The organism is Acidovorax sp. M14 (assembly GCF_049331375.1).
Taxonomy (GTDB): domain Bacteria; phylum Pseudomonadota; class Gammaproteobacteria; order Burkholderiales; family Burkholderiaceae_C; genus Acidovorax.
On the sequence record NZ_CP186263.1, the window covers coordinates 1729779 to 1751528 of the forward strand.

Consider the following 21750-nt stretch of genomic DNA (forward strand, 5'->3'; position numbering starts at 1 on the left):
AATGTTTAAGTGGCTTCTAGAAAACAGCCTGGCCCACCGGCTGCTGGTGCTCATCGCCGCCGCCGTGCTCATGGCCTATGGCGCCTTCACGCTCTCGCGCACGCCGGTGGACGTGTTTCCCGACCTCAACAAACCCACCGTCACCCTCATGACCGAGGCAGGCGGCATGGCCGCTGAAGAGGTGGAGCAGCTCATCACCTTCCCGCTGGAGACCACGATGAATGGCCTGCCCGGCGTGGAAAGCGTGCGCTCCACCTCCAGCGCGGGCCTGTCGTTCATCTACGTCACCTTTGACTGGAGCACCGAGATCTACCGCGCGCGGCAGATGGTGTCTGAGCGCCTGTCGTCCATGGAAGAAGGCCTGCCCAGCGGCATCACGCCGCGCATGGGGCCCATCAGTTCCATCATGGGCGAGATCATGCAGGTGGCCATTCCCATCGACGCGGCCAAGACCACGCCCATGGCCGTGCGCGAGTACGCCGACTGGGTGCTGCGCCCGCGCCTCATGGCCATCCCTGGCGTGGCGCAGGTCATCCCCATCGGCGGCGAGGTGCGCCAGTTCCAGGTGCTGCCCGACACGGCGCGCATGGCGGCGCTGGGCATCACGCACGACCAGCTCACGGGCGCGCTCAAGGGCTTTGCGGCCAACACCTCGGGCGGGTTTTTGGAGCTGGGCGGGCGCGAATACCTCATCCGCCACCTGGGCCGCACCTCGCGGCTCGAAGACCTGCAGAACCTGGCCCTCACCGCCAAAAACGGCCAAAGCGTGCTGCTGCGCCAGGTGGCCGACGCCACCTTTGCCGCTGCTACCAAGCGTGGCGACGCAGGCTTTGAAGGGCAGGGCGCCGTCATCCTGGGCATCCAGAAGCAGCCCACGGCCGACACCATTGGCCTCACGCGCAGCATCGAGGCCGCGCTGGTGGACCTGAAGAACTCGCTGCCCGCAGGCATGGAGGCGCCGCGCGTCACCTTCCGCCAGGCGAGTTTCATCGAGGCATCGGTCACCACGCTGCAGGGCAAGCTCATGGGCGCCTCGGTGTTCGTGGCGGTGATTTTGTTCGTGTTCCTGGGCACGCTGCGGCCCACGGTGATTGCGCTCACGGCCATCCCGGTGTCCATCTTCATCACGGCGCTGGTGTTCAAGTATTTCGGCCTGTCGATCAACACCATGACGCTGGGCGGCCTGGCCATTGCCATCGGCGGCCTGGTGGACGACGCGGTGGTGGATGTGGAGAACGTGCTGCGCCGCCTGAAGATGGACCGCGCCAAGCACCCCCACCACCGCCTGCACCCCATCGAGGTGGTCAAACTCGCGTCGATGGAAGTGCGCTCGGGCATCCTGTATGCCACGGCCATCATCGTGCTGGTGTTCCTGCCGCTGTTTGCGCTGCCTGGCATCGAGGGGCGGCTGTTTGTGCCGCTGGGCATTGCGTTCATCGTGTCCACGCTGGCATCGCTGCTGGTGTCGGTCACCGTCACGCCGGTGCTGGCGTTCTACCTGCTGCCGCGCATGAAGAACCTGGACCATGGCGACACCCGCGTGGTGGCCTGGCTCAAGGCACGCTACCGCAACGGGCTTGCGGCCGTGCTGGCACGCCCGCGCACCGCCCTGGCCGTGAGCGCGGTGGCGGTGGCGCTGTCGGCAGCGGCGGTGCCGTTTTTCCCCACAACCTTCCTGCCGCCGTTTAACGAAGGCACGCTGCTCATCGGCATGCGGCTCAACCCCGGCGTCACGCTGGCCGAATCGAGTGCGCTGGCCCGCCAGGCCGAGGTGCTGGTGCGCCAAGTGCCCGAGGTCACGCACGTGGGCCGGCGCAGCGGCCGCGCCGAGCTGGATGAACATGCCGAAGGCGTGCACGTGAGTGAGCTGGATGTGGGCCTGCTGCCCGCAGCACAACTCAAGCGCAGCATGGCCGAGGTGCAGGCCGACATCCGCAGCCGCCTGGCGCACCTGCCCGCCGCCATTGCCATCGGCCAGCCCATCTCGCACCGCATCGACCACATGCTCTCGGGCGTGCGCTCGCAAATTGCCATCAAGCTCTTTGGCGACGACCTGGACACCCTGCGCGGCCAGGCCGAAGCCCTGCGCGCACGGCTGGCGGGCATCCCCGGCCTGGCCGACCTGGAGGTAGAAAAGCAGGTGCTGGCCCCGCAGATCACCGTGCGCGTGGACTACGCCGCCGCCGCGCAAATGGGCGTGCCCGCACCCCAGGTGCTGGCTGCGCTGCAGACGCTGGTGGAGGGCGAAAAAGTCGCCCAGGTGGTGGAAGGCAGCCGCCGCTTTGCGCTGGTGGTGCGCCTGCCTGACAGCGCACGCTCCATCGACGGCCTGGCGCGGGTGCTCATCGACACGCCCCGTGGCCCCGTGCCCCTGTCGCGCCTGGCCACCATCGAAGAAGGCGACGGCCTCAACCAGATCAGCCGCGACGACGGCAAGCGCCGCATCGTGCTCTCGGCCAACGCGCAGGGCAGGGCGCTGTCCGACGTGGTGGCCGACATCCGCCAGGCCGTAGGCGACACCCGCTTGCCCGAGGGCTACTTCATCACCCTGGGCGGCCAGTTCCAGGCGCAGGAAGAAGCCAGCCGCCTGGTGGGCCTGCTCGCCATCGTCTCGCTGGTGCTGATGTTTGTGGTGCTGTACACCCGCTACCGCTCGGCCACGCTGTCGGCCCTCATCATGGCCAACATCCCGCTGGCGCTGGTGGGCGCGGTGCTGGGGCTGTGGGTGTCGGGCCAGCCGCTGTCGGTGGCGGCGCTGATCGGCTTCATCACGCTGGCAGGCATCTCGGTGCGCAACGGCATCCTGAAGGTGAGCCACTACCTCAACCTGATGCGCGTGGAAGGCGAGCGCTTTGACACCGCCATGATCGTGCGCGGCTCGCTGGAGCGCCTGAGCCCCGTGCTGATGACCGCCCTGGTCACCGCCTTCGCCCTGGCCCCGCTGCTGCTGGAGGCCGAACGTCCCGGCACCGAAATCCTGCACCCGGTGGCGGTGGTCATCTTCAGCGGCCTCATCAGCTCGACGCTGCTCGACACCTTCCTCACCCCGGCAATGTTCTGGCTGTTTGGCCGCAAGGATGCCGAACGTCTGCTGGACGACAAGAACGCCGAGGCGTTCTGAGCTTTGCTTTTTTTCATCCACCCTTTGAAAGGACTCCCATGAAAACCACCCGCCATCTCTTCACCGCCCTGGCCCTTGCCGCTGTGGCCACCACCGCCGCCCATGCCGCAGGCGACCACGGCGCGGGCCACGACCACAAGCCCCAACACGGTGGCATCGTCGCCGAAGCCAACGACATGGACTACGAACTCGTTGCCCAGCCCGACACCCTGACCCTGTACCTGCGCGACCACGGCAAACCCGCCAAGACGGAGGGCGTGAGCGCCAAGCTCACCCTGCTCAACGGCACCGAGAAATCCGAGGCTGTGCTTGTACCGGCAGGCGAGGGCAGGCTCGAAACCAAAGGCATCTTCAAGGTGGCACCGGGCACCAAGGTGGTGGCACTGGTGACGCTGCCGGGCAAGAAGGCGGCGAATGTGCGGTTTGCGGTGAAGTAGGGCGGCGTGTGAAGAGGGGCTGTGGCCCCTTGGATTGCCTGCCTCCGCTGCGTCTTGCGGAGCCTGCTGTTCGGCGTTGCCGCGGAGTTTTATGCCAAAACGGGCGCAAGCGCTAGTGCATCATGCGCCTGTTGCTATAAATTTGATAGTTGTAGCAGCATCAATCGAACCGTGAGCGCCGAGCCGAGGGGAAACACAGGCGCCGCGCTGAACCTGGCTGCAGTGCGCGCCAGGGTCAATACACCAGCCGCTCCGGCCGCACTTCCTGCAGGATGGTGGTGGCAATCTCTTCGATGGACTTGGTGGTGGTGGACAGCCACCGGATGCCCGCGCGGCGCATCATGGCCTCGGCCTCGGCCACCTCGGCGCGGCAGTTTTCAATGCTTGCGTATTTGGAGTTGGGCCGGCGCTCGGCGCGGATCTCGGCCAGGCGGTCGGGGCTGATGGTCAGGCCAAAGATCTTGCTGCGAAACGGCACCAGGGCTGGGGGCAGCTGGCGGCGCTCGAAGTCTTCGGGGATCAGCGGGTAGTTGGCCGCTTTCAGGCCGCACTGCATGGCCAGGTACAGGCTGGTGGGGGTCTTGCCGCTGCGGCTCACGCCCACCAGGATCACGTCGGCACCGGCCAGGTCGCGGTTGCTCTGGCCGTCGTCGTGGGCCAGGCTGAAGTTGATGGCTTCGATGCGGTCGGTGTATTCCTTGCTGCGGCTCACGTCGCTGAAGCGGCCCACGCGGTGGTGCGACTTGATGCCCAGCTCCTGCTCCAGCGGGTGCACAAAGGTGCCAAACATGTCCAGCAGCATGCCCTTGCAGCCGTCCTGGATCACTTTAAGCACCTCCATGTTGACCAGGGTGGTGAAGACGATGGGCTTTTTGCCCTCGACCTCGCCGGTGTGGTTGATTTGCCGCACCGCCTGGTGGGCCTTGTCCACGGTGTCGATGAAGGGCAGGCGCACATGGCGCGGCTTCATCTCAAACTGGGCAAGGATGGCGTTTCCGAAGGTTTCGGCGGTGATGCCGGTGCCGTCAGAGACAAAAAATACGGTGCGCGAGTGCATGGAGCCCCTTTTTTTGGATGCGGCTTGCGCTAGCGGGGTGGACACCACCAAAAGGTGGCAATGACCCGTTTTGCGTCAGTCGCGTGAAAGCGTCAGCCCGTTGCCAGAAGCTCGGGCCTACAATTGTCACAATTATCCAATTCTCACCATGCACCGCGTCGGCCCACAACCACAACGACAAAGCCTCAGGCCGTGCATGGCCGCCTGCCAGGAGCCATCCAGGGCCCGGCACGCAGACCCGGTTTCAACTTCTGGAGCTTTCCCATGTCTGCACTTTTCAGCCCGACCGCCCTGGTCGTACCGTTTGAAAACCTGAGAATGACCGATGTCGAGGTCGTTGGCGGTAAAAACGCCAGCCTCGGCGAGATGATCTCCCAACTGCCGCAAGGCGTGCGCGTGCCCACCGGGTTCGCCACCACCGCCCACGCGTTCCGTGAATTCCTGGCCTACGACGGCCTGGCCGACCGCATCAGCGCCAAGCTCAAGAGCCTGGACACCGAAGACGTGCGCGCCCTCGCGCAGGTCGGCGCCGAAATCCGTGCCATGGTCGAGGCCCAGCCCTTCCCGGCCGACCTGCAAAAGGCCATTGCCGACGAATTTGCCAAGCTGAGCGCGGGCAACCCCGCTGCCTCGTTTGCCGTGCGCTCGTCCGCCACGGCCGAGGATTTGCCCGACGCATCGTTTGCCGGCCAGCAGGAAACCTTCCTGAACGTGGTGGGCATCGACGAAGTCATGCACAAGATGAAGGAAGTGTTCGCGTCGCTTTACAACGACCGCGCCATCTCCTACCGCGTGCACAAGGGTTTCGAGCACGATGTGGTGGCCCTGTCCGCTGGCGTGCAGCGCATGGTGCGCTCCGACCTCGGCGCTGCGGGTGTGATGTTCACCATCGATACCGAATCCGGCTTTGAAGACGTGGTGTTCATCACCAGCAGCTACGGCCTGGGCGAGACGGTGGTGCAGGGCGCCGTGAACCCCGACGAGTTCTACGTGCACAAGCCCATGCTCCAGGCGGGCAAGAAGGCGCTGATCCGCCGCAACCTGGGCAGCAAGCTGATCCAGATGGTGTTCTCCACGCCCGAGGAAAAGGCCGCCAGCGGCAAGCTGGTCAAGACCATTGATGTGCCCACCGAGCAGCGCAACCGCTACTCGCTGACCGACGCCGATGTGGAGCAACTGGCCCGCTACGCGCTGGTGATTGAGCAGCACTACGGCCGCCCCATGGACATCGAGTGGGGCAAGGACGGCACCGACGGCCAGCTCTACATCCTGCAGGCTCGCCCTGAGACGGTGAAGAGCCAGGCCAAGGGCCAGGCCGAGCTGCGCTACAAGCTCAAGGGCCACGGCACCGTGCTGGCCGAGGGCCGCGCGATTGGCCAGAAGATCGGCACCGGCCCCGTGCGCCTGGTGCACAACATTTCCGAGATGGACAAGGTCCAGCCCGGCGACGTGTTGGTGACGGACATGACCGACCCCAACTGGGAACCCGTGATGAAGCGCGCCAGCGCCATCGTCACCAACCGGGGGGGCCGCACCTGCCACGCCGCCATCATTGCGCGCGAGCTGGGCATTCCGGCGGTGGTGGGCTGCGGCGACGCGACGGAGCGCCTGAAAGACGGCACGCTGGTCACGGTGAGCTGCTCCGAGGGCGACACGGGCAAGATCTACGACGGCCTGCTCGAAACCGAAGTGACCGAAGTGCAGCGCGGCGAGATGCCCCCCATCAAGACCAAGATCATGATGAACGTGGGCAACCCTCAGCTGGCGTTTGACTTTGCCCAGCTGCCCAACTCTGGCGTGGGCCTGGCTCGCCTGGAGTTCATCATCAACAACAACATCGGCGTGCACCCCAAGGCGATCCTGGACTACCCCCAGATCGACGCCGACCTGAAGAAGGCCGTGGAATCCGTGGCCCGTGGCCATGCATCGCCCCGCGCGTTCTATGTGGACAAGGTCGCTGAAGGCGTGGCCACCATCGCTGCCGCCTTCTGGCCCAAGCCCGTCATCGTGCGCCTGTCGGACTTCAAGTCCAACGAATACCGCAAGCTCATTGGCGGCAGCCGCTACGAGCCTGAGGAAGAAAACCCGATGCTGGGTTTCCGGGGCGCGGCGCGCTACATCAGCGAAGACTTCGGCGAAGCCTTTGCGATGGAATGCGAAGCGCTCAAGCGTGTGCGCAACGACATGGGCCTGACCAACGTGCAGGTGATGGTGCCCTTTGTGCGCACGCTGGGCCAGGCCGAGCGCGTGACCAAGCTGCTCGCATCGCATGGCCTGCAGCGCGGCAAGGACGACCTCAAGGTCATCATGATGTGCGAGGTGCCCAGCAACGCCATCCTGGCCGAGCGCTTCCTGGAGTTCTTCGACGGCTTCTCCATCGGCTCCAACGACCTGACCCAGCTCACCCTGGGCCTGGACCGCGACTCGGGCCTGGAACTGCTGGCGCAGGACTTTGACGAGCGCGACCCGGCCGTCGAGGCACTGATCCACCAGGCCATCAAGGCCTGCCTGGCCCAGGGCAAGTACATCGGCATCTGCGGCCAGGGCCCCAGCGACCACCCCGACTTTGCGCAGTGGCTGGCCAAGGAAGGCATCTCGTCGATCTCGCTCAACCCCGACAGCGTGATTGCCACCTGGCAGCAACTGGCAGGCTGACGCACCGACCGGGCTGCCCTGTGCACCATGTGCCCACTGCACCACCCGCCATCGCGTCCGTGATGCCGCGCCCGTGATGCCGTTGCAGCAGCCCGCCAACCGCCCCGCCGACGCCGAGATGGCGGGGCCGTTTCCCCCCGATTTGCACGACGTGCGCCACCTGTGGCTCAAGGCAGGTTTGCTCCTGCTCTGGGCCCTGGTGTCGTTTGGCTCCACCTACTTCGCCCGCGACCTGCAGGTGCTGGTGGTGGGGGGCTGGCCCCTGGGCTACTGGATTGCGGCGCAGGGTGCGGTGCTGGTGTTCATCGCGATCGTGGTCGCTTACGGCTGGGCCATGAACCGTTTTGAGCGGCAGGACCAGCAGCAGCGCGAGGCGCTGGAGCTTTCCGCCCCTGCCGCAGAAGACCGCGCCCATGGCTGAGCGCAAGCCGGGCAGCGCTGCGGCGGACCGCGCCTATTTGTGGCGGTTGCACCGCATCCTGGCGCTGTACGTGGCGGGGGTGCTGGGTTTTCTGGCCCTGATGACCTGGGCCGAGCACCAGGGGCTGTCGCGCCACTGGATCGGCCCGATTTTTCTGTTCCTCACCGTCATGGTGTACGCCGGCATCGGCGTGTACGGCCGCACGACCGACCCCGAGGACTATTACGTGGCGGGGCGGCGCATTCCGCCCATGTACAACGGCATGGCCACGGCGGCCGACTGGATGAGTGCGGCGTCCTTCATCAGCCTGTCGGGCGCGCTGTACCTGCAGGGCTTCTCGGGCACGCCAGGGCAGGCCGGTGGTTTGGCCTATCTGCTGGGGTGGACAGGGGGCTTCTGCCTGGTCGCCATGCTGATTGCGCCGCACCTGCGTGCCATGGGGCTGTACACGATTCCCGATTTTTTCCATGTGCGTTTTGGCGGGCGCTGGCCGCGCGTCATTGCTGCGCTGGCTGCCGTCTTGTGCTCGTTCACTTACGTGGTGGCGCAGATCTACGGCGTGGGGCTGATTGCGTCGCGCCTCACCGGCGTGCAGTTCGAAATCGGCATCATGCTGGGCCTGGGCGGAGTGCTGCTGTGCTCGTTCCTGGGCGGCATGCGGGCCATCACCTGGACGCAGGTGGCGCAGTACGTGGTGCTGCTGCTGGCGTTCATGATCCCCGTATCTTGGCTGGCGTACAAGCAACTGGGCAACCCGCTGGCGCCGCTGGTGTATGGCGCGCAGATCAGCAAGATTGCCGACCTGGAGGCGCAGCTGCTCGACTCTCCGGCCGAACATCAGGTGGTGCAGGCCTACCTGCAGCGCGCCAAAGACTTCGAGGCGCGATTGCAGGATGTGGAGGCGGCCCTGGAGCGAGAGCGCGAAAAGGGCCGTGAGCGCATCCGGGCGCTGCGTGCGCAGAACGCGGACGTGGGCCTCATCGTCTCCGCCAGCCGCGAGCTGGCCGCGCTGCCGCGCGATGCGGCTTCGGCCCGCGAGCGCTGGACCCGCGAGATGCGCGAGAACTACGAGCGCGCGCGCCCCCTGGGCGGGCTGCCGCCCCACAGCCAAGCCTATGCGGGCGACCCCCATGGCACGCCGGAGGAGCAACGCGACTACGAGCTCACGCGCCGCAACTTCCTCGCGCTGATGTTCTGCCTGATGGTGGGCACCGCGGGGCTGCCCCACCTGCTGACCAGGTATTACACGTCGCCCACGGTGTCGGCGGCGCGCGCGTCGGTGGGCTGGTCGCTGTTTTTCATTGCACTGCTGTACCTCAGCGCGCCCGCGCTGGCGGTGTTGGTGAAGTTCGAGGTCATGCAGAATCTGGTGGGCAGCAGTTTCGAGGCCCTGCCCACCTGGATGGCCCAATGGGCGCGGGTGGACAGCTCGCTGCTGTCGGTCGAAGATGTGAACGGCGATGGCCTGATCCAGTTTGGCGAGATCCGTCTGGGGGCCGACCTCATCATGCTGGCTACGCCCGAATTGGGCGGGTTGCCCTATGTGGTGTCGGGCCTGGTGGCGGCGGGGGGGTTGGCAGCGGCGCTGTCCACGGCCGACGGTTTGCTGCTCACCATCAGCAATGCGCTGGTGCGCGATCTCTATTTTCAGGACACGCGCCGCCAGGCGTCGCCTGAGCAGCGCGTGATCTTGACCAAGTTCACGCTGCTGGCCGTGGCCTTGTCGGCTGCGTTTGTGGCGGCGCTCAAGCCGTCCGAAATTTTGCCCATGGTGTCGGCCTCGTTCTCGCTGGCGGCATCGGCCTTTGTGCCGGTGATGGTGCTGGGCATCTTCTGGCGGGGCACCACGCGGCAAGGCGCGGTGGCCGGCATGCTGGGCGGACTGGCCATCACGGTGTACTACATGCTGTCGCATGTGCCGGCCATGCAGGTGCTGCCGCGTTGGCTGCTGGCCGACGGGTTGTGGTTCGGCATCCAGCCCATCTCGGCGGGGGTGTTTGGTGTGCCGTGTGGCCTGCTTGTGACCCTGGTGGTCAGCTGGATCACCCGGCCTGCGCCGCCGCTGCCCCGCATCCGCTCGGAGATGTGAGGGTGGGCACTGCGCGGGGGTTATGTGTAAACCCCGATTTGCAGAGGTGCCAAAACATGGGATTCTGGTTTGTGGGTGATAGCCTTGCGGCCTTCCCCATCCTTGCTCATAACTAGGAGACTCATGGTTCTCGTCAAAACCCCCGCAGGCCAGGAAGCACTCAAGGACCGCCATGGCAGCCTGAGTTCGCGCCAGCGTTCGGCCTTCATCCTTTTTGACGGCAAGCGCACCACGGGGGAGATTTTGGCGGCCACGGCGGCCATGGGCATCACGCAGGACGATGTGCAGGCCATGATTGCCCAGGGGCTGCTGGCACCGGTGGGGGGGCAGATGCCTGCGGCTGCAGCCAACCCGGTGGTCGGCCCCGCCGCCGCTGCGTTGGCAGAGGCTCCCGCCACCGATCTGGGCACCGTGGCGTCGCCGGTTGAAGGCTCGGGACGCTCTCCCATGGAGCGCTACAAGGCGGCCTATCCCATCGCCACCGAGCTGACGGCAGGCCTGGGTTTGCGGGGGTTTCGCCTGAACCTTGCCGTGGAGGGAGCCGGCAGTTTTGAAGACCTGGCCGCCCTGGCACCCAAGATCCGCGAGGCGGTGGGTGACGCGAAGTTCGAGCGGCTGGACAAGGCGCTGTTTGATTGAGGCCCCAGGGGTTCTGGCGCGCTCTGGCTGGATAGGAGCGAGGGGGCTCAAACTCCACAAACCGTTCGCTGGATAAATGAGCATGAAAAAAGCGGCCCGAGGGCCGCTTTTGTTTTGCTAATGTAGAGCGGAACGGCGCTGAGATCAGCGGCCCACCTTCAGCAGTTCCACGTCGAACTTGAGCGTGGCGTTCGGGGGGATCACGCCGCCTGCTCCACGGGCGCCGTAGCCCAGGGCAGCAGGAATGATCAGCGTGCGCTGGCCGCCGATCTTCATGCCTTGCACGCCTTCGTCCCAGCCCTTGATGACCATGCCGGCGCCCAGTGCGAATTCAAAGGGGTCGTTGCGGTCGCGGCTGGAGTCGAACTTGGCGCCTTGCTCACCGTTGTTGTACAGCCAGCCGGTGTAGTGCACCGACACGTTCTGGCCCTTGGTAGCTTCGGCGCCTTCGCCCACGGTGGTGTCTTCGTATTGCAGGCCGGATGCGGTGGTGGTCAGTGCCATGGGAATTCCTTGGTTGCTATTAAAAATATAGCTTCAGGCGCATGTATTGATTGCGCTTGAAGCTATTTTGACCCTCATTTTAACGAAAGCCCCGCGCGGAGGCCCGGCGGGGCTTTTCCCTGCAGGGCAGGGCAAACGGGGGAGGGAAGAGGGCTCAGGCCTTCTTGGCGCGGCCTGCGACCCAGCGGGTGGCAAAGGCCTGCACGTCCGACAGACGCTTGAGCAGGTCAGCACCCGAGGGGGTGACGGTGTAGCCGTCGCTGCCATGGTCCACAAAACCGGCTTCGCGCAGCTCTTTGATGCGGGTGTTGAGCGTGTTGGGGGTGATGCCACCCACGCTGTCCTGCAGCAGGCGGAACGTCTGGGGGTGGCCGTCCTTCAGGGCCCACAGCACGCGCAGCGCATAGCGGCATTCAAGTTTCTCGAAAAGCTGGTTGATAGAAGCATTTTCTTTGGAGCTCATGGACGCTTCTCCTCGCGCAAGTGTTGGATCTGGATTCAGTGCGGGCGGCCGTCAACCGGGCCCGCTGATGCGCTGAGACTATAGCGCGGAACCCATTTTGCTACAAGTTTAGTAGCTCAGAACGCACAGCACACATGCGCTAGTGGCGAAAAATACAATGTTGCGTATCAAACTGTTGCGACAGGGCCACGGTTTTTGGCTTTGGTCAGGCACGCCCCAGCCCCGCCAGATGCCCCACCAGCAACTGGGCCGCAGGGGGCAGCCACTGGGCGCTGCGGTAGCAGATGGCAAAGCGCCGCTGGGCCCAGGGGTCGCTCAGCGGGACGATACGCACCGGCGCCAGCTGGGCAAACGGCTGGGCCACTTCGCGCGGCACCACGCTGATGGCCAGGTTGGCGCGCACCACCCGCAGGGCCGCGTCAAAGTTGGACACCAGCACCCGGTGCGCCAGCATTTTCCCTTCCACTGCGGCGGCGCGCGCCAGCAGCACCTGCACCGCGCTCAGTGCGGGCATGCTGACGAATTCATGCTCCAGCACGTCGGCAAACCGCACGCTCTGCAGCTGGGCCACGGGGTGCGACTCGTGCGCCACCACGGCCAGGTGGTCGCTGCGGTAGGCGCTGGTTTCCAGGCCCGACAGGTCGGCTGCGTCCCAGCAAATGCCGATGGACGCGCTGCCGTCGCGCACGCCTTGCACCACGTCCGGGCTCACGCGTTCTTCCAGGCTGATCTGGATATTGCGGTGCGCCGGGTCTTGCAAGAAGGCCGCCACATCATCGGCCAGCGACTCAGCCATGACCGAGGCCGTGACCAGCATGCGCACATGGCCGCGCGTGCCGGTGGCGTAGGCCGCCATGTCGCGCTCGATCTGCCCCACGCTGGCCAGCATGGTGCGGGCGTGCTCCAGCAGCGTCTCGCCCGCCGGGGTGGGCACCACGCCTCGGCGCTTGCGCAGCAGCAGCGGCGTGCACACGGTGTCTTCCAGCTGCGCCAGCCGCTTGCTGATGGCCGAACCCACGATGGACTCCTGCTCCGCCACGCGCGCGATGCTGCGCTGCTCGCACACGGCGGCAAACAGGCGCAGGGTCTGCAGATCCAGGTCGCGCATGGCAAACCTCCAAGTGTTGTGATGTTCCGTTTGGGAATGTTATGGCTTCCGAGATGTATTTTCTGATTCATTCGGGAATTTTTAGAATCTTGCCCAGACCCACCCGAAAGAGACATCCCGTGCACACCTCCCCGATCCCGTCCGACCTGCAGCCCCCGGTGGCCCGCGCCATCGTCCGCGAAGTGGGCCTGCGCGATGGCCTGCAAAGCATTGCCACGGTGGTGTCCACCGCGCACAAGATCGAATGGCTCAACGCAGCCTACGCCGCCGGCCAGCGCGAGATCGAGGTGGGCTCCTTCGTGCCCGCCCGTCTGTTGCCCCAGCTGGCCGACACGGCCGAGGTGCTGGCCCATGCCAAAGCGCTGCCCGGCCTGGTGGCCTCGGTGCTGGTGCCCAATTTCAAGGGCGCCGAGCGCGCTCTGGACTGTGGTGCCGACCTGATGGTGGTGCCTTTGTCTGCCAGCCACGCCCACAGCCTGGCCAACCTGCGCAAGACGCCCGACGAGGTGGTGGCCGAGGTGGCGCGCATCCGTGCGCTGCGCGACAGCAGCGGCCGCTGCACCTTGATCGAAGGTGGCGTGGGCACGGCCTTTGGCTGCACCCTGCAGGGCGAGGTGGCAGAGAGCGAAGTGCTGCGCCTGATGCAGGCGCTGCTTGACGCAGGTGCCGACCGCGTGAGCCTGGCCGACACCGTGGGTTTTGCCGACCCGGCCTCGGTCGCCCGGCTTTTTGACAAGGCCCGCGCCCTGGTGGGCGACCGCCTGGCGTGCGCGCATTTCCACGACACGCGCGGCATGGGCCTGGCCAATGTGTATGCCGCCTGGCAAACCGGAATCACCCGCTTCGATGCCTGCCTGGCGGGCATTGGCGGCTGTCCGCACGCGCCGGGCGCCAGCGGCAATGTCACCACCGAAGACCTGGTGTTCATGCTGGAGCGCATGGGCGTTGCCACGGGCATCGACGTGACCGCGCTGCTCGCGCTACGCCAGCGCGTGGCCGGATGGTTGGCGGGCGAGACACTGCACGGCACGCTCTGGCAGGCCGGGCTGCCGCAGAATGCCGCACCCGCCGCGCTGCGCGAAGCCGCAACGGCCTGAACCCCTTTCTGAACGCTCTGAACATGCACGACACATCCGCCTCTCCCTCGTCCCCCCGCCTGCCGCTGGAAGGCCTGCGCGTGGTGGAGTTCACCCACATGGTCATGGGCCCCACCTGCGGCATGGTGCTGGCCGACTTGGGCGCCGAGGTCATCAAGGTCGAGCCCGTGGATGGCGACCGCACGCGCCACCTGCTGGGCGCCGGCGCCGGTTTCTTCCCCATGTTCAACCGCAACAAGAAGAGCATTGCGCTCGACCTGCGCAGCCCCGAGGGGCTGGCGGTGGCGCGCAAGCTGGCCGCGTCCGCCGACGTGGTGGCGCAGAACTTCAAGCCCGGCGTGATGACGAAATACGGCCTGGACTATGCCGCGCTGAGCCAGGTCAACCCACGCCTCATCTACGTCAACCACACGGGCTTTTTGCCCGGCCCGTACGAGCACCGCACCGCGCTCGATGAGGTGGTGCAGATGATGGGCGGCCTGGCCTACATGACTGGCCGCCCCGGCGACCCGCTGCGCGCAGGCAGCAGCGTGAACGACATCATGGGCGGCATGTTCGGCGCGATTGGTGCGATGGCGGCGCTGATGCAGCGCGGCATCACCGGGCGGGGGCAGGAGGTGGACTCGGCGCTGTTCGAGAACAACGTGTTCCTGGTCGGCCAGCACATGATGCAGTACGCCGTCACCGGCAAACCGGCCGCGCCCATGCCCGACCGCATCTCTTCCTGGGCCGTGTACGACGTGTTCAGCGTGAAGGACGGCGGGCAGATCTTTTTGGCCGCCGTGAGCGATGCGCAGTGGCAGACCTTTTGCGATGCCATGGGCTATGCCGACCTGAAGGCCGACACCAGCCTGGCCACCAACAACGACCGCGTGCGCGCCCGCCCCACGCTGATGCCCGTGCTGCGCGAGCGTCTGGCGCAGCACACGGCTGACGAACTGGCGGCCATCTTCGAGCGCCACGGCCTGCCGTTTGCCCCCATCCGCCGGCCCGAAGAGCTGTTTGACGACCCACACCTGCAAGCCACGGGCGGCCTGGCCGACATCACGCTGCCCGATGGCGAGCGCGCCGGGCAGACTGCGCAGATCACGCTGATGCCGCTGCGCATGGACGGCCAGCGCCTGGATGTGCGCTGCGACCCGCCCCGCCTGGGCCAGCACACGGCCGAGCTGCTGCAGGGCCTGGGCTACACGGCCGATGAAGTGGCCGCGCTGCAGGCCAGCGGGGCCATTGCCTGATTTTTCCTTGACGACCGGGGCACCTCACGCGGCGCAGACCGCCAGCCCCGGATTCCAACCCCACTACCGGAGACAACCGTGCCCCAGCCCACCCCTGCCTTTCACTCGCCCCGCACCGCGCCTGCCACCCACGGTCTGCCCACACGCCGCCAGGCCCTGGCCACCGGCGCCGCCGCGCTGGCGGCTGCGGCCTGGGGCCTGCCCCGCGTGGCCCGCGCCCAGGGCGACGGCAAACCGCTGCGCGTGATCCTGCCGCTGTCGGCGGGCTCCGGGGCCGACGGCGCCATCCGCGCCATCAGCAACAGCCTGGCCAAGGCGCTGGGCCAGCCCATCGTCATCGAGAACCTGCCGGGCGCGGGCGGCATCACCGGCACCACGCAGATCGTGCGCGCACCCAAGGACGGCTCGGTGATCGGCGTGGTGTCCAACAACCACGTGGTCAACCCCAGCGTGTACAAGAACATTCCGTTCGACTCGCTGGCCGACATCACGCCCATCACCATCCTGGGTGCCACGCCGTTTGTGTTGGTCGCGCACCCTGCGGTGCCCGCCAAGACGGTGCAGGAGCTGATCGCGCTGGCCAAGTCCAAACCGGGTGTGCTCAACTACGGCTCGTCGGGCAACGGCACCATCCTGCATCTTGGTGCGGCCATGTTCGTGGACCAGGCCAAGCTCGACATCAAGCACATCCCCTACCGGGGCATGGGCCCGCTGATGAACGACATTTTGGGCGGGCAAGTGCAGCTGGGCGTGGTGGCGGTGGCACCGGCGGCTGCGCACATCAAGGCGGGTTCATTGCGCGCTCTGGGCGTGACCACGGCCACCCGCGTGGCGGCACTGCCCGGCGTGCCCACCATCGCCGAGCAAGGCCTGCCGGGCTATGAGCTGGACGGGTGGATTGCCCCGGTGGCGCCTGCGGGCCTGCCCAAGGCGGAACTGGCGCGGCTGTACAACGGCTTCAAGGCCGCCATGGAGATGCCCGAGGCGCGCGACGCGCTGATTGCGCAGGGTTACGAGATCAAGCTCACCCCGCCTGAGCCAGCAGCCGCCTTCTTCCGCAGCGAAGCGGCGCGCATGGCACAGGTGGTGAAGAACGCCAACGTGAAGATCGACTGACGCAGCGCAGAGAGAGGCCGCCTGCGGCGTGTTTTTGCAGGGCGTCAGGCCGGTTTTGAGGGTTTTTCGGCGCATGCGCAAGTGCAATATGCCTGAGCAGCTATCGTATTAATAGCATTCGCGTGAACGCTAGGGCACTGCCTCCGCAGGCCTGCGGTGCCATCGCAGGTCAGCGTGAGGGGCAACTGCTCTGCGCGCCCGATGTCAGGCGCGCGGCGCGGGCAGTGCAGTGTGGGTGTGGCGCAGGCGGAACACCTCCACGGCCTGTACCAGTTGCTGCGCTTGCCCGCTCAGGCTGCCTGCGGCGGCGGCGCTTTCTTCGACCAGGGCAGCGTTCTGCTGCGTGGCCTCGTCCATGCGTACGATGGCCTGCGTCACGCGCAGCATGTCGCTGGTCTGCGCGGCGCTGGCCTGGCTGATCTCTTCCATCAGCGCGCTCACGCCCTGGATGGACGACACCACCTCGGCCATGGTGGTGCCTGCATTGCGCGCCAGATCCGAGCCGGCCTGCACGCGCTCCACGCTGGTCTGGATGAGCTGCTTGATCTCGCGCGCGGCGCTGGCGCTGCGGGTGGCGAGGTTGCGCACCTCGCTGGCCACCACGGCAAAGCCCCGGCCTTGTTCGCCCGCGCGCGCGGCCTCGACGGCGGCATTGAGCGCGAGGATGTTGGTCTGGAATGCGATGCCGTCGATGACGCCAATGATGTCGGCAATGCGGCGCGAGCTGTCCTGGATGCCCTGCACCACCTCCACCATCTGCGTGACCACATCGCCCCCCCGCTGCGCCACGGTGGCGCCGTTGCGCGCCAGTTCGTTCGCGCGCTGGGCGTTGGAGGCGTTCTGCTGCACGGTGGACTGCAGCTGCTGCATGGACGAGGTGGTCTCGTCCAGCGACGAGGCCTGTTCTTCGGTGCGATGGCTCAGGTCGGCGTTGCCCTGGGCGATTTCAGCGCTGGCGCTGGCCACGCCTTCGGCATTGCTGCGCACGCCGGAGACCACGTTTTCGAGGTTGTCTTGCATGGCCCGCAGGGCTTCCAGCAGGCGCGCGGGCTCATCCTTGCCCTCCACCTCGATGCGGGTGGTCAGGTCGCCCGCCGCCACCTTGTGCGCCACCGACACCGCCACACCCAACGGGCGCACCACCGACCGCGTCAGCAGCCAGCCCGCGCAGGCCCCCAGCGCCGTGACCAGTGCAAGGGCGACCAGACTGCTGAACAGTGCGCGCCGGGCGTCTTGCGCTGCCTCCTGGGCGATGGCCGCGCTGCTCGCTGCCACCTGCTGGCTCAGCTCGGTGAGCAGCTTGGCGGGGCCCTGGTCGATGTCGGCCACATCCGCATCGCCGGCCGACGGCACAAAGCCGAGCGACTGGAACACTTCAAAGCCTTTGCGGTAGCCCTGCGCCATCTGTGCGTGGGCCTGGGTGAACTTTTGCAGCGCGGCCTTTTCCTGCGCGTCGGTCAGCTGGGGCTCCAGCGCCTTGGCGGCATCGGCCACCCGCTTTTCACTGGCCTGGAACGCGTTCCAGTGCAGCTCGCGCTTGCGCGAGTCCTCGCCCCGCAGCAGGGTGTTCTTCCACTCCAGCACCTGGGTCTTGAACTCGCTTTCCATGCGGCTCACGGCACGCTCCTGCGCCACGCGCTGTTGCACCGTGGTGTCGTAGGTGCCCAGGGTTCGGTACAGGGCGGCAATGCCGAACAGCGCGGCCCCCAGCAGAAGGGCCAGCACCAGACCCAGGGCCGTGGCCATGCGTGCGCCGATGGAGTAGTGGGACATTTTCATCAGAGGCTCCAAAGGTTCTGCAGTGGGCCCGGAGGGCCTGGTGGTGAGATCAGGCCTTCAGCTTGAGCAAATAGACCATCACGCGGGCGGTGGTGAGGTCCAGTTCCATGAACTCTGCCAAATCCTTGCCGGTGAGCCAAGAGGGTTCCCACCGGTTCTGCTTGAGCGTGCGCAGCCAGGATTCGTGGTGGGTGGCGGCCTCGACAGCAGCCAGCATCTCCGCCGCGCGCGCGGCGGGCACGCCCTTGCCGGTGAACACGCCACGCCAGTTCGCCATCACGGCATCCAGCCCTTGTTCGCGGAACGACGGCAGGCCAAAGACGCTGCGGCGCGACGACACGCCCACGGCGCGCAGCTTGCCGCTGGCAATGGCATCGTTGAACTCGCTGTAGCCCGACAGGCCCAGCGCTGCGTTGCCCGACAGCACGGCCTCGACCACCTCGGCACCACCGGGGAAGGGCTTGTAGACCAGCCCTTCGGGGTTGGCCTTGGCCGCACGCGCCAGCACGCCCGCGTAGATGTGGTCCACGCCACCGGCCGAGCCACCGGCAATCGGCACGGCCTTGAGGTCGGCACGCATTGCATCGGCCAGGTCCTTCGTGGTCTTGATGGGCGAATTGGCGGTGACGGCCGCCACCAGGTAGTCGCTGGTGAGTCGCGCCAGGGGCTGGATGTGGGTCATGTCCACCGCAGGCTTTTGCAGCGCTACGGCGCCCAACATCACCATGCCGCCCATCAGCAGCGTGTTGGGGTCGCTGCTGTACTTTTCGGCGTACTTGGCCAGGCCAATGGTCCCGCCCTTGCCGCCGATGTTTTCGTACTCCACCTGGTCCGCAGCGCCGGCAGCGACCATGGCGGCGCCCAGGGCGCGGCCTGTCTGGTCCCAGCCGCCACCGGCATTGGCCGGGATCACGATGCGCACGGTGCCCGCCAGCTTGGCTGCCTTGGCGGCTGTGGGGGCAGGGCGGGCTGCCCCGGCAGCGCTCTGCGCCCAGGCGGAAGGGCCAAGCGTGCTCCAGGCCAGGGCGGTAGCGACAGATTGGGCGATGGCCCGGCGGCGGTCGATGGCTGCAGACATGAAAAGTCCTTTGACAAGTGGGGAGGCAGGAAAGGCGTCGGGAATCAGATATTCAGGCCACTGCAGGAGCGCCCTGAGTGTGTTTGCGCGTTGCCACGCCGAGGCAACGCCGTCAGCCGGTGGGGCATGCGCAGGGAAGGGATCTGCACACCACCATCTGGGCTGCGCGCAATGGTCGCCAGCCAAGCTGTCAGTCTGCTGTCGCTGGCATCAGGGTAAACGCGGGGTTTGGGGCGCCATCTAGAGCGGTCGAGCGGATCTGTGCACCATGAAAAACGCCCTGCGCCGCAGGTGCGGGGCAGGGCGTTGGAGCCAGCAAAGGCTGGGTTGCGAGGCTTACGGCGCTTACAGCGAGTCGATAAAGCTGCGCAGCTTGTCCGAGCGGCTGGGGTGCTTGAGCTTGCGCAGCGCCTTGGCTTCTATTTGGCGGATGCGCTCGCGGGTCACGTCGAACTGCTTGCCCACTTCTTCCAGGGTGTGGTCGCTGGTCATTTCAATACCGAAGCGCATGCGCAGCACCTTGGCTTCGCGCGGCGTGAGGCCGTCCAGGATGTCCTTGACCACATCGCGCAGGCCCGCCTGCATGGCGGCTTCGATAGGCGCGGTGTTGGCACCGTCCTCGATGAAGTCGCCCAGGTGGCTGTCGTCGTCGTCGCCGATCGGCGTCTCCATGGAGATCGGCTCTTTGGCGATCTTCATGATCTTGCGAATCTTGTCCTCGGGGATTTCCATCTTGGCCGCCAGGATGGAAGCATCGGGCTCGAAGCCGAACTCTTGCAAGTGCTGGCGGCTGATGCGGTTCATCTTGTTGATCGTCTCGATCATGTGCACCGGGATACGGATGGTGCGCGCCTGGTCGGCGATCGAGCGGGTGATGGCCTGGCGAATCCACCAGGTAGCGTAGGTCGAGAACTTGTAGCCCCGGCGGTATTCGAACTTGTCCACCGCCTTCATCAGGCCGATGTTGCCTTCCTGGATCAGGTCGAGGAACTGCAGGCCACGGTTGGTGTACTTCTTGGCAATCGAGATCACGAGGCGCAGGTTGGCCTCGATCATTTCCTTCTTGGCATCGCGCGAGGTGGCTTCACCTTCGTTCATGCGCTTGTTGATGCCTTTGAGCTCGGCCAGCGGCACCACGACGCGCGACTGCAGGTCGATCAGCTTTTGCTGCAGGTCCTGGATGGGCGGGATGTTGCGCGCCATCACGGCCGACCAGGGCTTGCCCGCGGCGGCCTGCTTCTCGACCCACTGCAGGTTCAGCAGGTTGGGCGGGAAGTCCTTGATGAACGTCTCCTGCGGCATGCCGCACTTGTCCACGATGATGCGGCGCAGCTCGCGTTCCTTCTTGCGCACATCGTCCACCTGGCCGCGCACCATGTCGCACAGCTTCTCGATGGTCTTGGCGGTGAAGCGGATGGTCATCAGCTCGGCCGACAGGGCCTGCTGGGCCTTGATGTAGGCAGGGGTACCGTAGCCTTCCTTGTCGTACACCTTGTGCACTTTTTCAAACAGCTCGCGCAGCTTGTCAAAGCGCTCCAGCGCCTGCTTCTTGAGTTCTTCGAGCTTCTTGGTCAGCGCCTTGCTGCCGCCCTTGCCGTCGTCGTCGTCGGCTTCGTCGAATTCGTCGAAGTCTTCTTCGGCCACATAGTCGTCGGCCTCATTGGGGTTGGAGAAGCCGTCCACGATGGTCGAGATGACGACCTTGCCTTCGCGGATTTCCTCGCCCATGTTGAGGATCTCGGCGATGGTGGCGGGCGATGCACTGATCGCCTCCATCATGGCCATCAAACCGCCTTCGATGCGCTTGGCGATTTCGATTTCGCCTTCGCGGGTCAGCAGCTCCACCGTGCCCATTTCGCGCATGTACATACGCACGGGGTCGGTGGTGCGGCCGAATTCGGAGTCCACGGTGGACAGCGCGGCTTCGGCGGCTTCTTCGGCTTCTTCTTCGGTGGCACCTGCGGGAGCGTTGTCCGTGATGATCAGCGCTTCGGCGTCAGGCGTCTGCTCGTACACCGCCACGCCCAGGTCGTTCAGGGTGGTGATGACGGCTTCAAGGGTTTCGGCATCGACCAGCTTGTCGGGCAAGTGGTCGTTGATTTCCACGTGCGTGAGGTAGCCGCGGGTCTTGCCCAGCTTGATCAGGGCCTTCAGGCGCTGGCGGCGCTTTTGCATGTCTTCTTCGGACAGGACGGTTTCGTCCAGACCGAATTCCTTCATCAAGGCGCGTTCCTTCGCCTTGCTGATCTTCATGCGCAGGGGCTTGACCTTCTCGACCGTGGCGGCGGCCTCAGGGGTCTCTTCGACCTCGCCTTCGAGGTCGGCTTCGATGTCCGACAGGTCGGTGTCGTCCACGCTCTCATCGCCACCGGCGGCTGCCTTGGGCTTGCGGCCGCGCTTGGCGGGGGCTTTGGCTTCGGCGGCACCCGCGGCCTTGGCGGGGCGGCCAGGCTTTTTCTTGGGCGCTTCTTCGTCGTCGGCAGCTGCGGCGACGGCCTTGGCGCGGGCAGGTTTTTTCTTCAGCAACTCATCGGCAGCTTTGATCAGCTCGGCGGTACTTTTCACGGGCACAGTTTTCACTTTCTTGGCGACCGGGGCGGGCGCAGCGGCAGCGGCCTTTTTGGGGGCCGCCTTGGCCGGCGCTTTGGCCGCGGTTTTGGAGACAGCCTTTGCGGCAGTGCCTGAGGCAGACTTGGGCGACTTCGCGGACTTTTGAGCGGGCATGGAGCAACCTCAGAATCAAAAACGGACACAAAGAAAACGCAAGCGCCTCAGATCCCGGCGCGGGTGGCAACGCAAAGCAACAGGGGCTTTGCGCTTGAGGGGGAGCCCTCAGCGGCAAGATGTCTGGGCGATCATTTGGTGTGCAGTCCTTGCGATAAGTGGGCCCATCAGCGCATAGGTGCGCGTTTGTCACGGTGGCCCGGCTCGGAGGTGCTGCTGTCGCT

The 21750-nt window shown here is 66.1% G+C and carries 16 protein-coding genes; 9 read left to right on the plus strand and 7 right to left on the minus strand.

Annotated features, from left to right (window positions below):
- The first annotated feature begins 1 nt into the window (after position 1).
- Both ACOYR4_RS08025 and ACOYR4_RS08030 read left to right on the plus strand, forming a co-directional pair.
- A complete protein-coding gene (locus ACOYR4_RS08025) occupies positions 2-3121 on the plus strand; it encodes an efflux RND transporter permease subunit (protein WP_422849185.1) in 3120 nt (1039 codons plus the stop codon).
- Between the two features lie 38 nt (positions 3122-3159).
- A complete protein-coding gene (locus ACOYR4_RS08030; protein ID WP_422849186.1) occupies positions 3160-3558 on the plus strand; it encodes a hypothetical protein in 399 nt (132 codons plus the stop codon).
- A gap of 235 nt (positions 3559-3793) precedes the next feature.
- Here the strand turns inward: ACOYR4_RS08030 and ppsR are convergent, their stop codons facing one another.
- Positions 3794-4615, minus strand: coding sequence for a posphoenolpyruvate synthetase regulatory kinase/phosphorylase PpsR (ppsR, locus tag ACOYR4_RS08035; protein WP_015013375.1), 822 nt, complete (start codon positions 4613-4615; stop codon positions 3794-3796).
- Between the two features lie 264 nt (positions 4616-4879).
- On the opposite strand from ppsR, the gene ppsA reads away from it, so the two are divergent.
- The 4 genes from ppsA to ACOYR4_RS08055 all read left to right on the plus strand — a co-directional run bounded on the left by ppsA (position 4880) and on the right by ACOYR4_RS08055 (position 10419).
- A complete protein-coding gene (gene ppsA, locus ACOYR4_RS08040; protein WP_015013376.1) occupies positions 4880-7270 on the plus strand; it encodes a phosphoenolpyruvate synthase in 2391 nt (796 codons plus the stop codon).
- Between the two features lie 76 nt (positions 7271-7346).
- On the plus strand, positions 7347-7691 hold the full coding sequence (locus ACOYR4_RS08045; protein WP_422849634.1) for a DUF4212 domain-containing protein: 345 nt from the start codon (positions 7347-7349) through the stop codon (positions 7689-7691).
- Positions 7684-9780: a VC_2705 family sodium/solute symporter gene (locus ACOYR4_RS08050; RefSeq protein ID WP_422849187.1), complete on the plus strand. Its 2097-nt coding sequence runs from the start codon at positions 7684-7686 to the stop codon at positions 9778-9780. Before ACOYR4_RS08045 ends, ACOYR4_RS08050 begins: the two co-directional genes overlap by 8 nt.
- A 123-nt stretch (positions 9781-9903) precedes the next feature.
- Positions 9904-10419, plus strand: coding sequence for a hypothetical protein (locus ACOYR4_RS08055; protein ID WP_209817045.1), 516 nt, complete (start codon positions 9904-9906; stop codon positions 10417-10419).
- Positions 10420-10563: 144 nt separating this feature from the next.
- Here the strand turns inward: ACOYR4_RS08055 and ACOYR4_RS08060 are convergent, their stop codons facing one another.
- From ACOYR4_RS08060 to ACOYR4_RS08070, 3 genes are all read right to left on the minus strand, one after another.
- Positions 10564-10923 carry an FKBP-type peptidyl-prolyl cis-trans isomerase gene (locus ACOYR4_RS08060; protein WP_056061897.1) on the minus strand — a complete coding sequence of 120 codons (360 nt, stop codon included), beginning with the start codon at positions 10921-10923 and terminating at the stop codon, positions 10564-10566.
- 154 nt (positions 10924-11077) lie between these two features.
- The gene (locus tag ACOYR4_RS08065; protein WP_015013381.1) at positions 11078-11386 is read right to left on the minus strand and encodes a winged helix-turn-helix transcriptional regulator; all 309 of its coding nucleotides are present in this window, start codon (positions 11384-11386) and stop codon (positions 11078-11080) included.
- A gap of 205 nt (positions 11387-11591) precedes the next feature.
- Positions 11592-12494 (minus strand): LysR family transcriptional regulator, encoded by a 903-nt coding sequence (locus ACOYR4_RS08070; RefSeq protein ID WP_422849188.1) that lies wholly within the window; start codon positions 12492-12494, stop codon positions 11592-11594.
- A gap of 119 nt (positions 12495-12613) precedes the next feature.
- Between ACOYR4_RS08070 and ACOYR4_RS08075 the strand changes: the two genes are divergently transcribed.
- From ACOYR4_RS08075 to ACOYR4_RS08085, 3 genes are all read left to right on the plus strand, one after another.
- A complete protein-coding gene (locus ACOYR4_RS08075) occupies positions 12614-13591 on the plus strand; it encodes a hydroxymethylglutaryl-CoA lyase (RefSeq protein ID WP_422849189.1) in 978 nt (325 codons plus the stop codon).
- A gap of 23 nt (positions 13592-13614) precedes the next feature.
- The gene (locus ACOYR4_RS08080; protein WP_422849190.1) at positions 13615-14829 is read left to right on the plus strand and encodes a CaiB/BaiF CoA transferase family protein; all 1215 of its coding nucleotides are present in this window, start codon (positions 13615-13617) and stop codon (positions 14827-14829) included.
- A gap of 78 nt (positions 14830-14907) precedes the next feature.
- Positions 14908-15945, plus strand: coding sequence for a Bug family tripartite tricarboxylate transporter substrate binding protein (locus ACOYR4_RS08085; RefSeq protein WP_422849191.1), 1038 nt, complete (start codon positions 14908-14910; stop codon positions 15943-15945).
- Between the two features lie 204 nt (positions 15946-16149).
- Here ACOYR4_RS08085 and ACOYR4_RS08090 read toward each other — a convergent pair whose 3' ends face one another.
- The 3 genes from ACOYR4_RS08090 to rpoD all read right to left on the minus strand — a co-directional run bounded on the left by ACOYR4_RS08090 (position 16150) and on the right by rpoD (position 21526).
- Positions 16150-17724 (minus strand): methyl-accepting chemotaxis protein, encoded by a 1575-nt coding sequence (locus tag ACOYR4_RS08090; RefSeq protein ID WP_422849192.1) that lies wholly within the window; start codon positions 17722-17724, stop codon positions 16150-16152.
- 49 nt (positions 17725-17773) lie between these two features.
- On the minus strand, positions 17774-18802 hold the full coding sequence (locus ACOYR4_RS08095; protein WP_422849193.1) for a Bug family tripartite tricarboxylate transporter substrate binding protein: 1029 nt from the start codon (positions 18800-18802) through the stop codon (positions 17774-17776).
- A 345-nt stretch (positions 18803-19147) separates the two neighbouring features.
- Complete coding sequence (gene rpoD, locus ACOYR4_RS08100) at positions 19148-21526, minus strand: RNA polymerase sigma factor RpoD (protein WP_422849194.1); 2379 nt, start codon at positions 21524-21526, stop codon at positions 19148-19150.
- Positions 21527-21750: the final 224 nt, after the last annotated feature.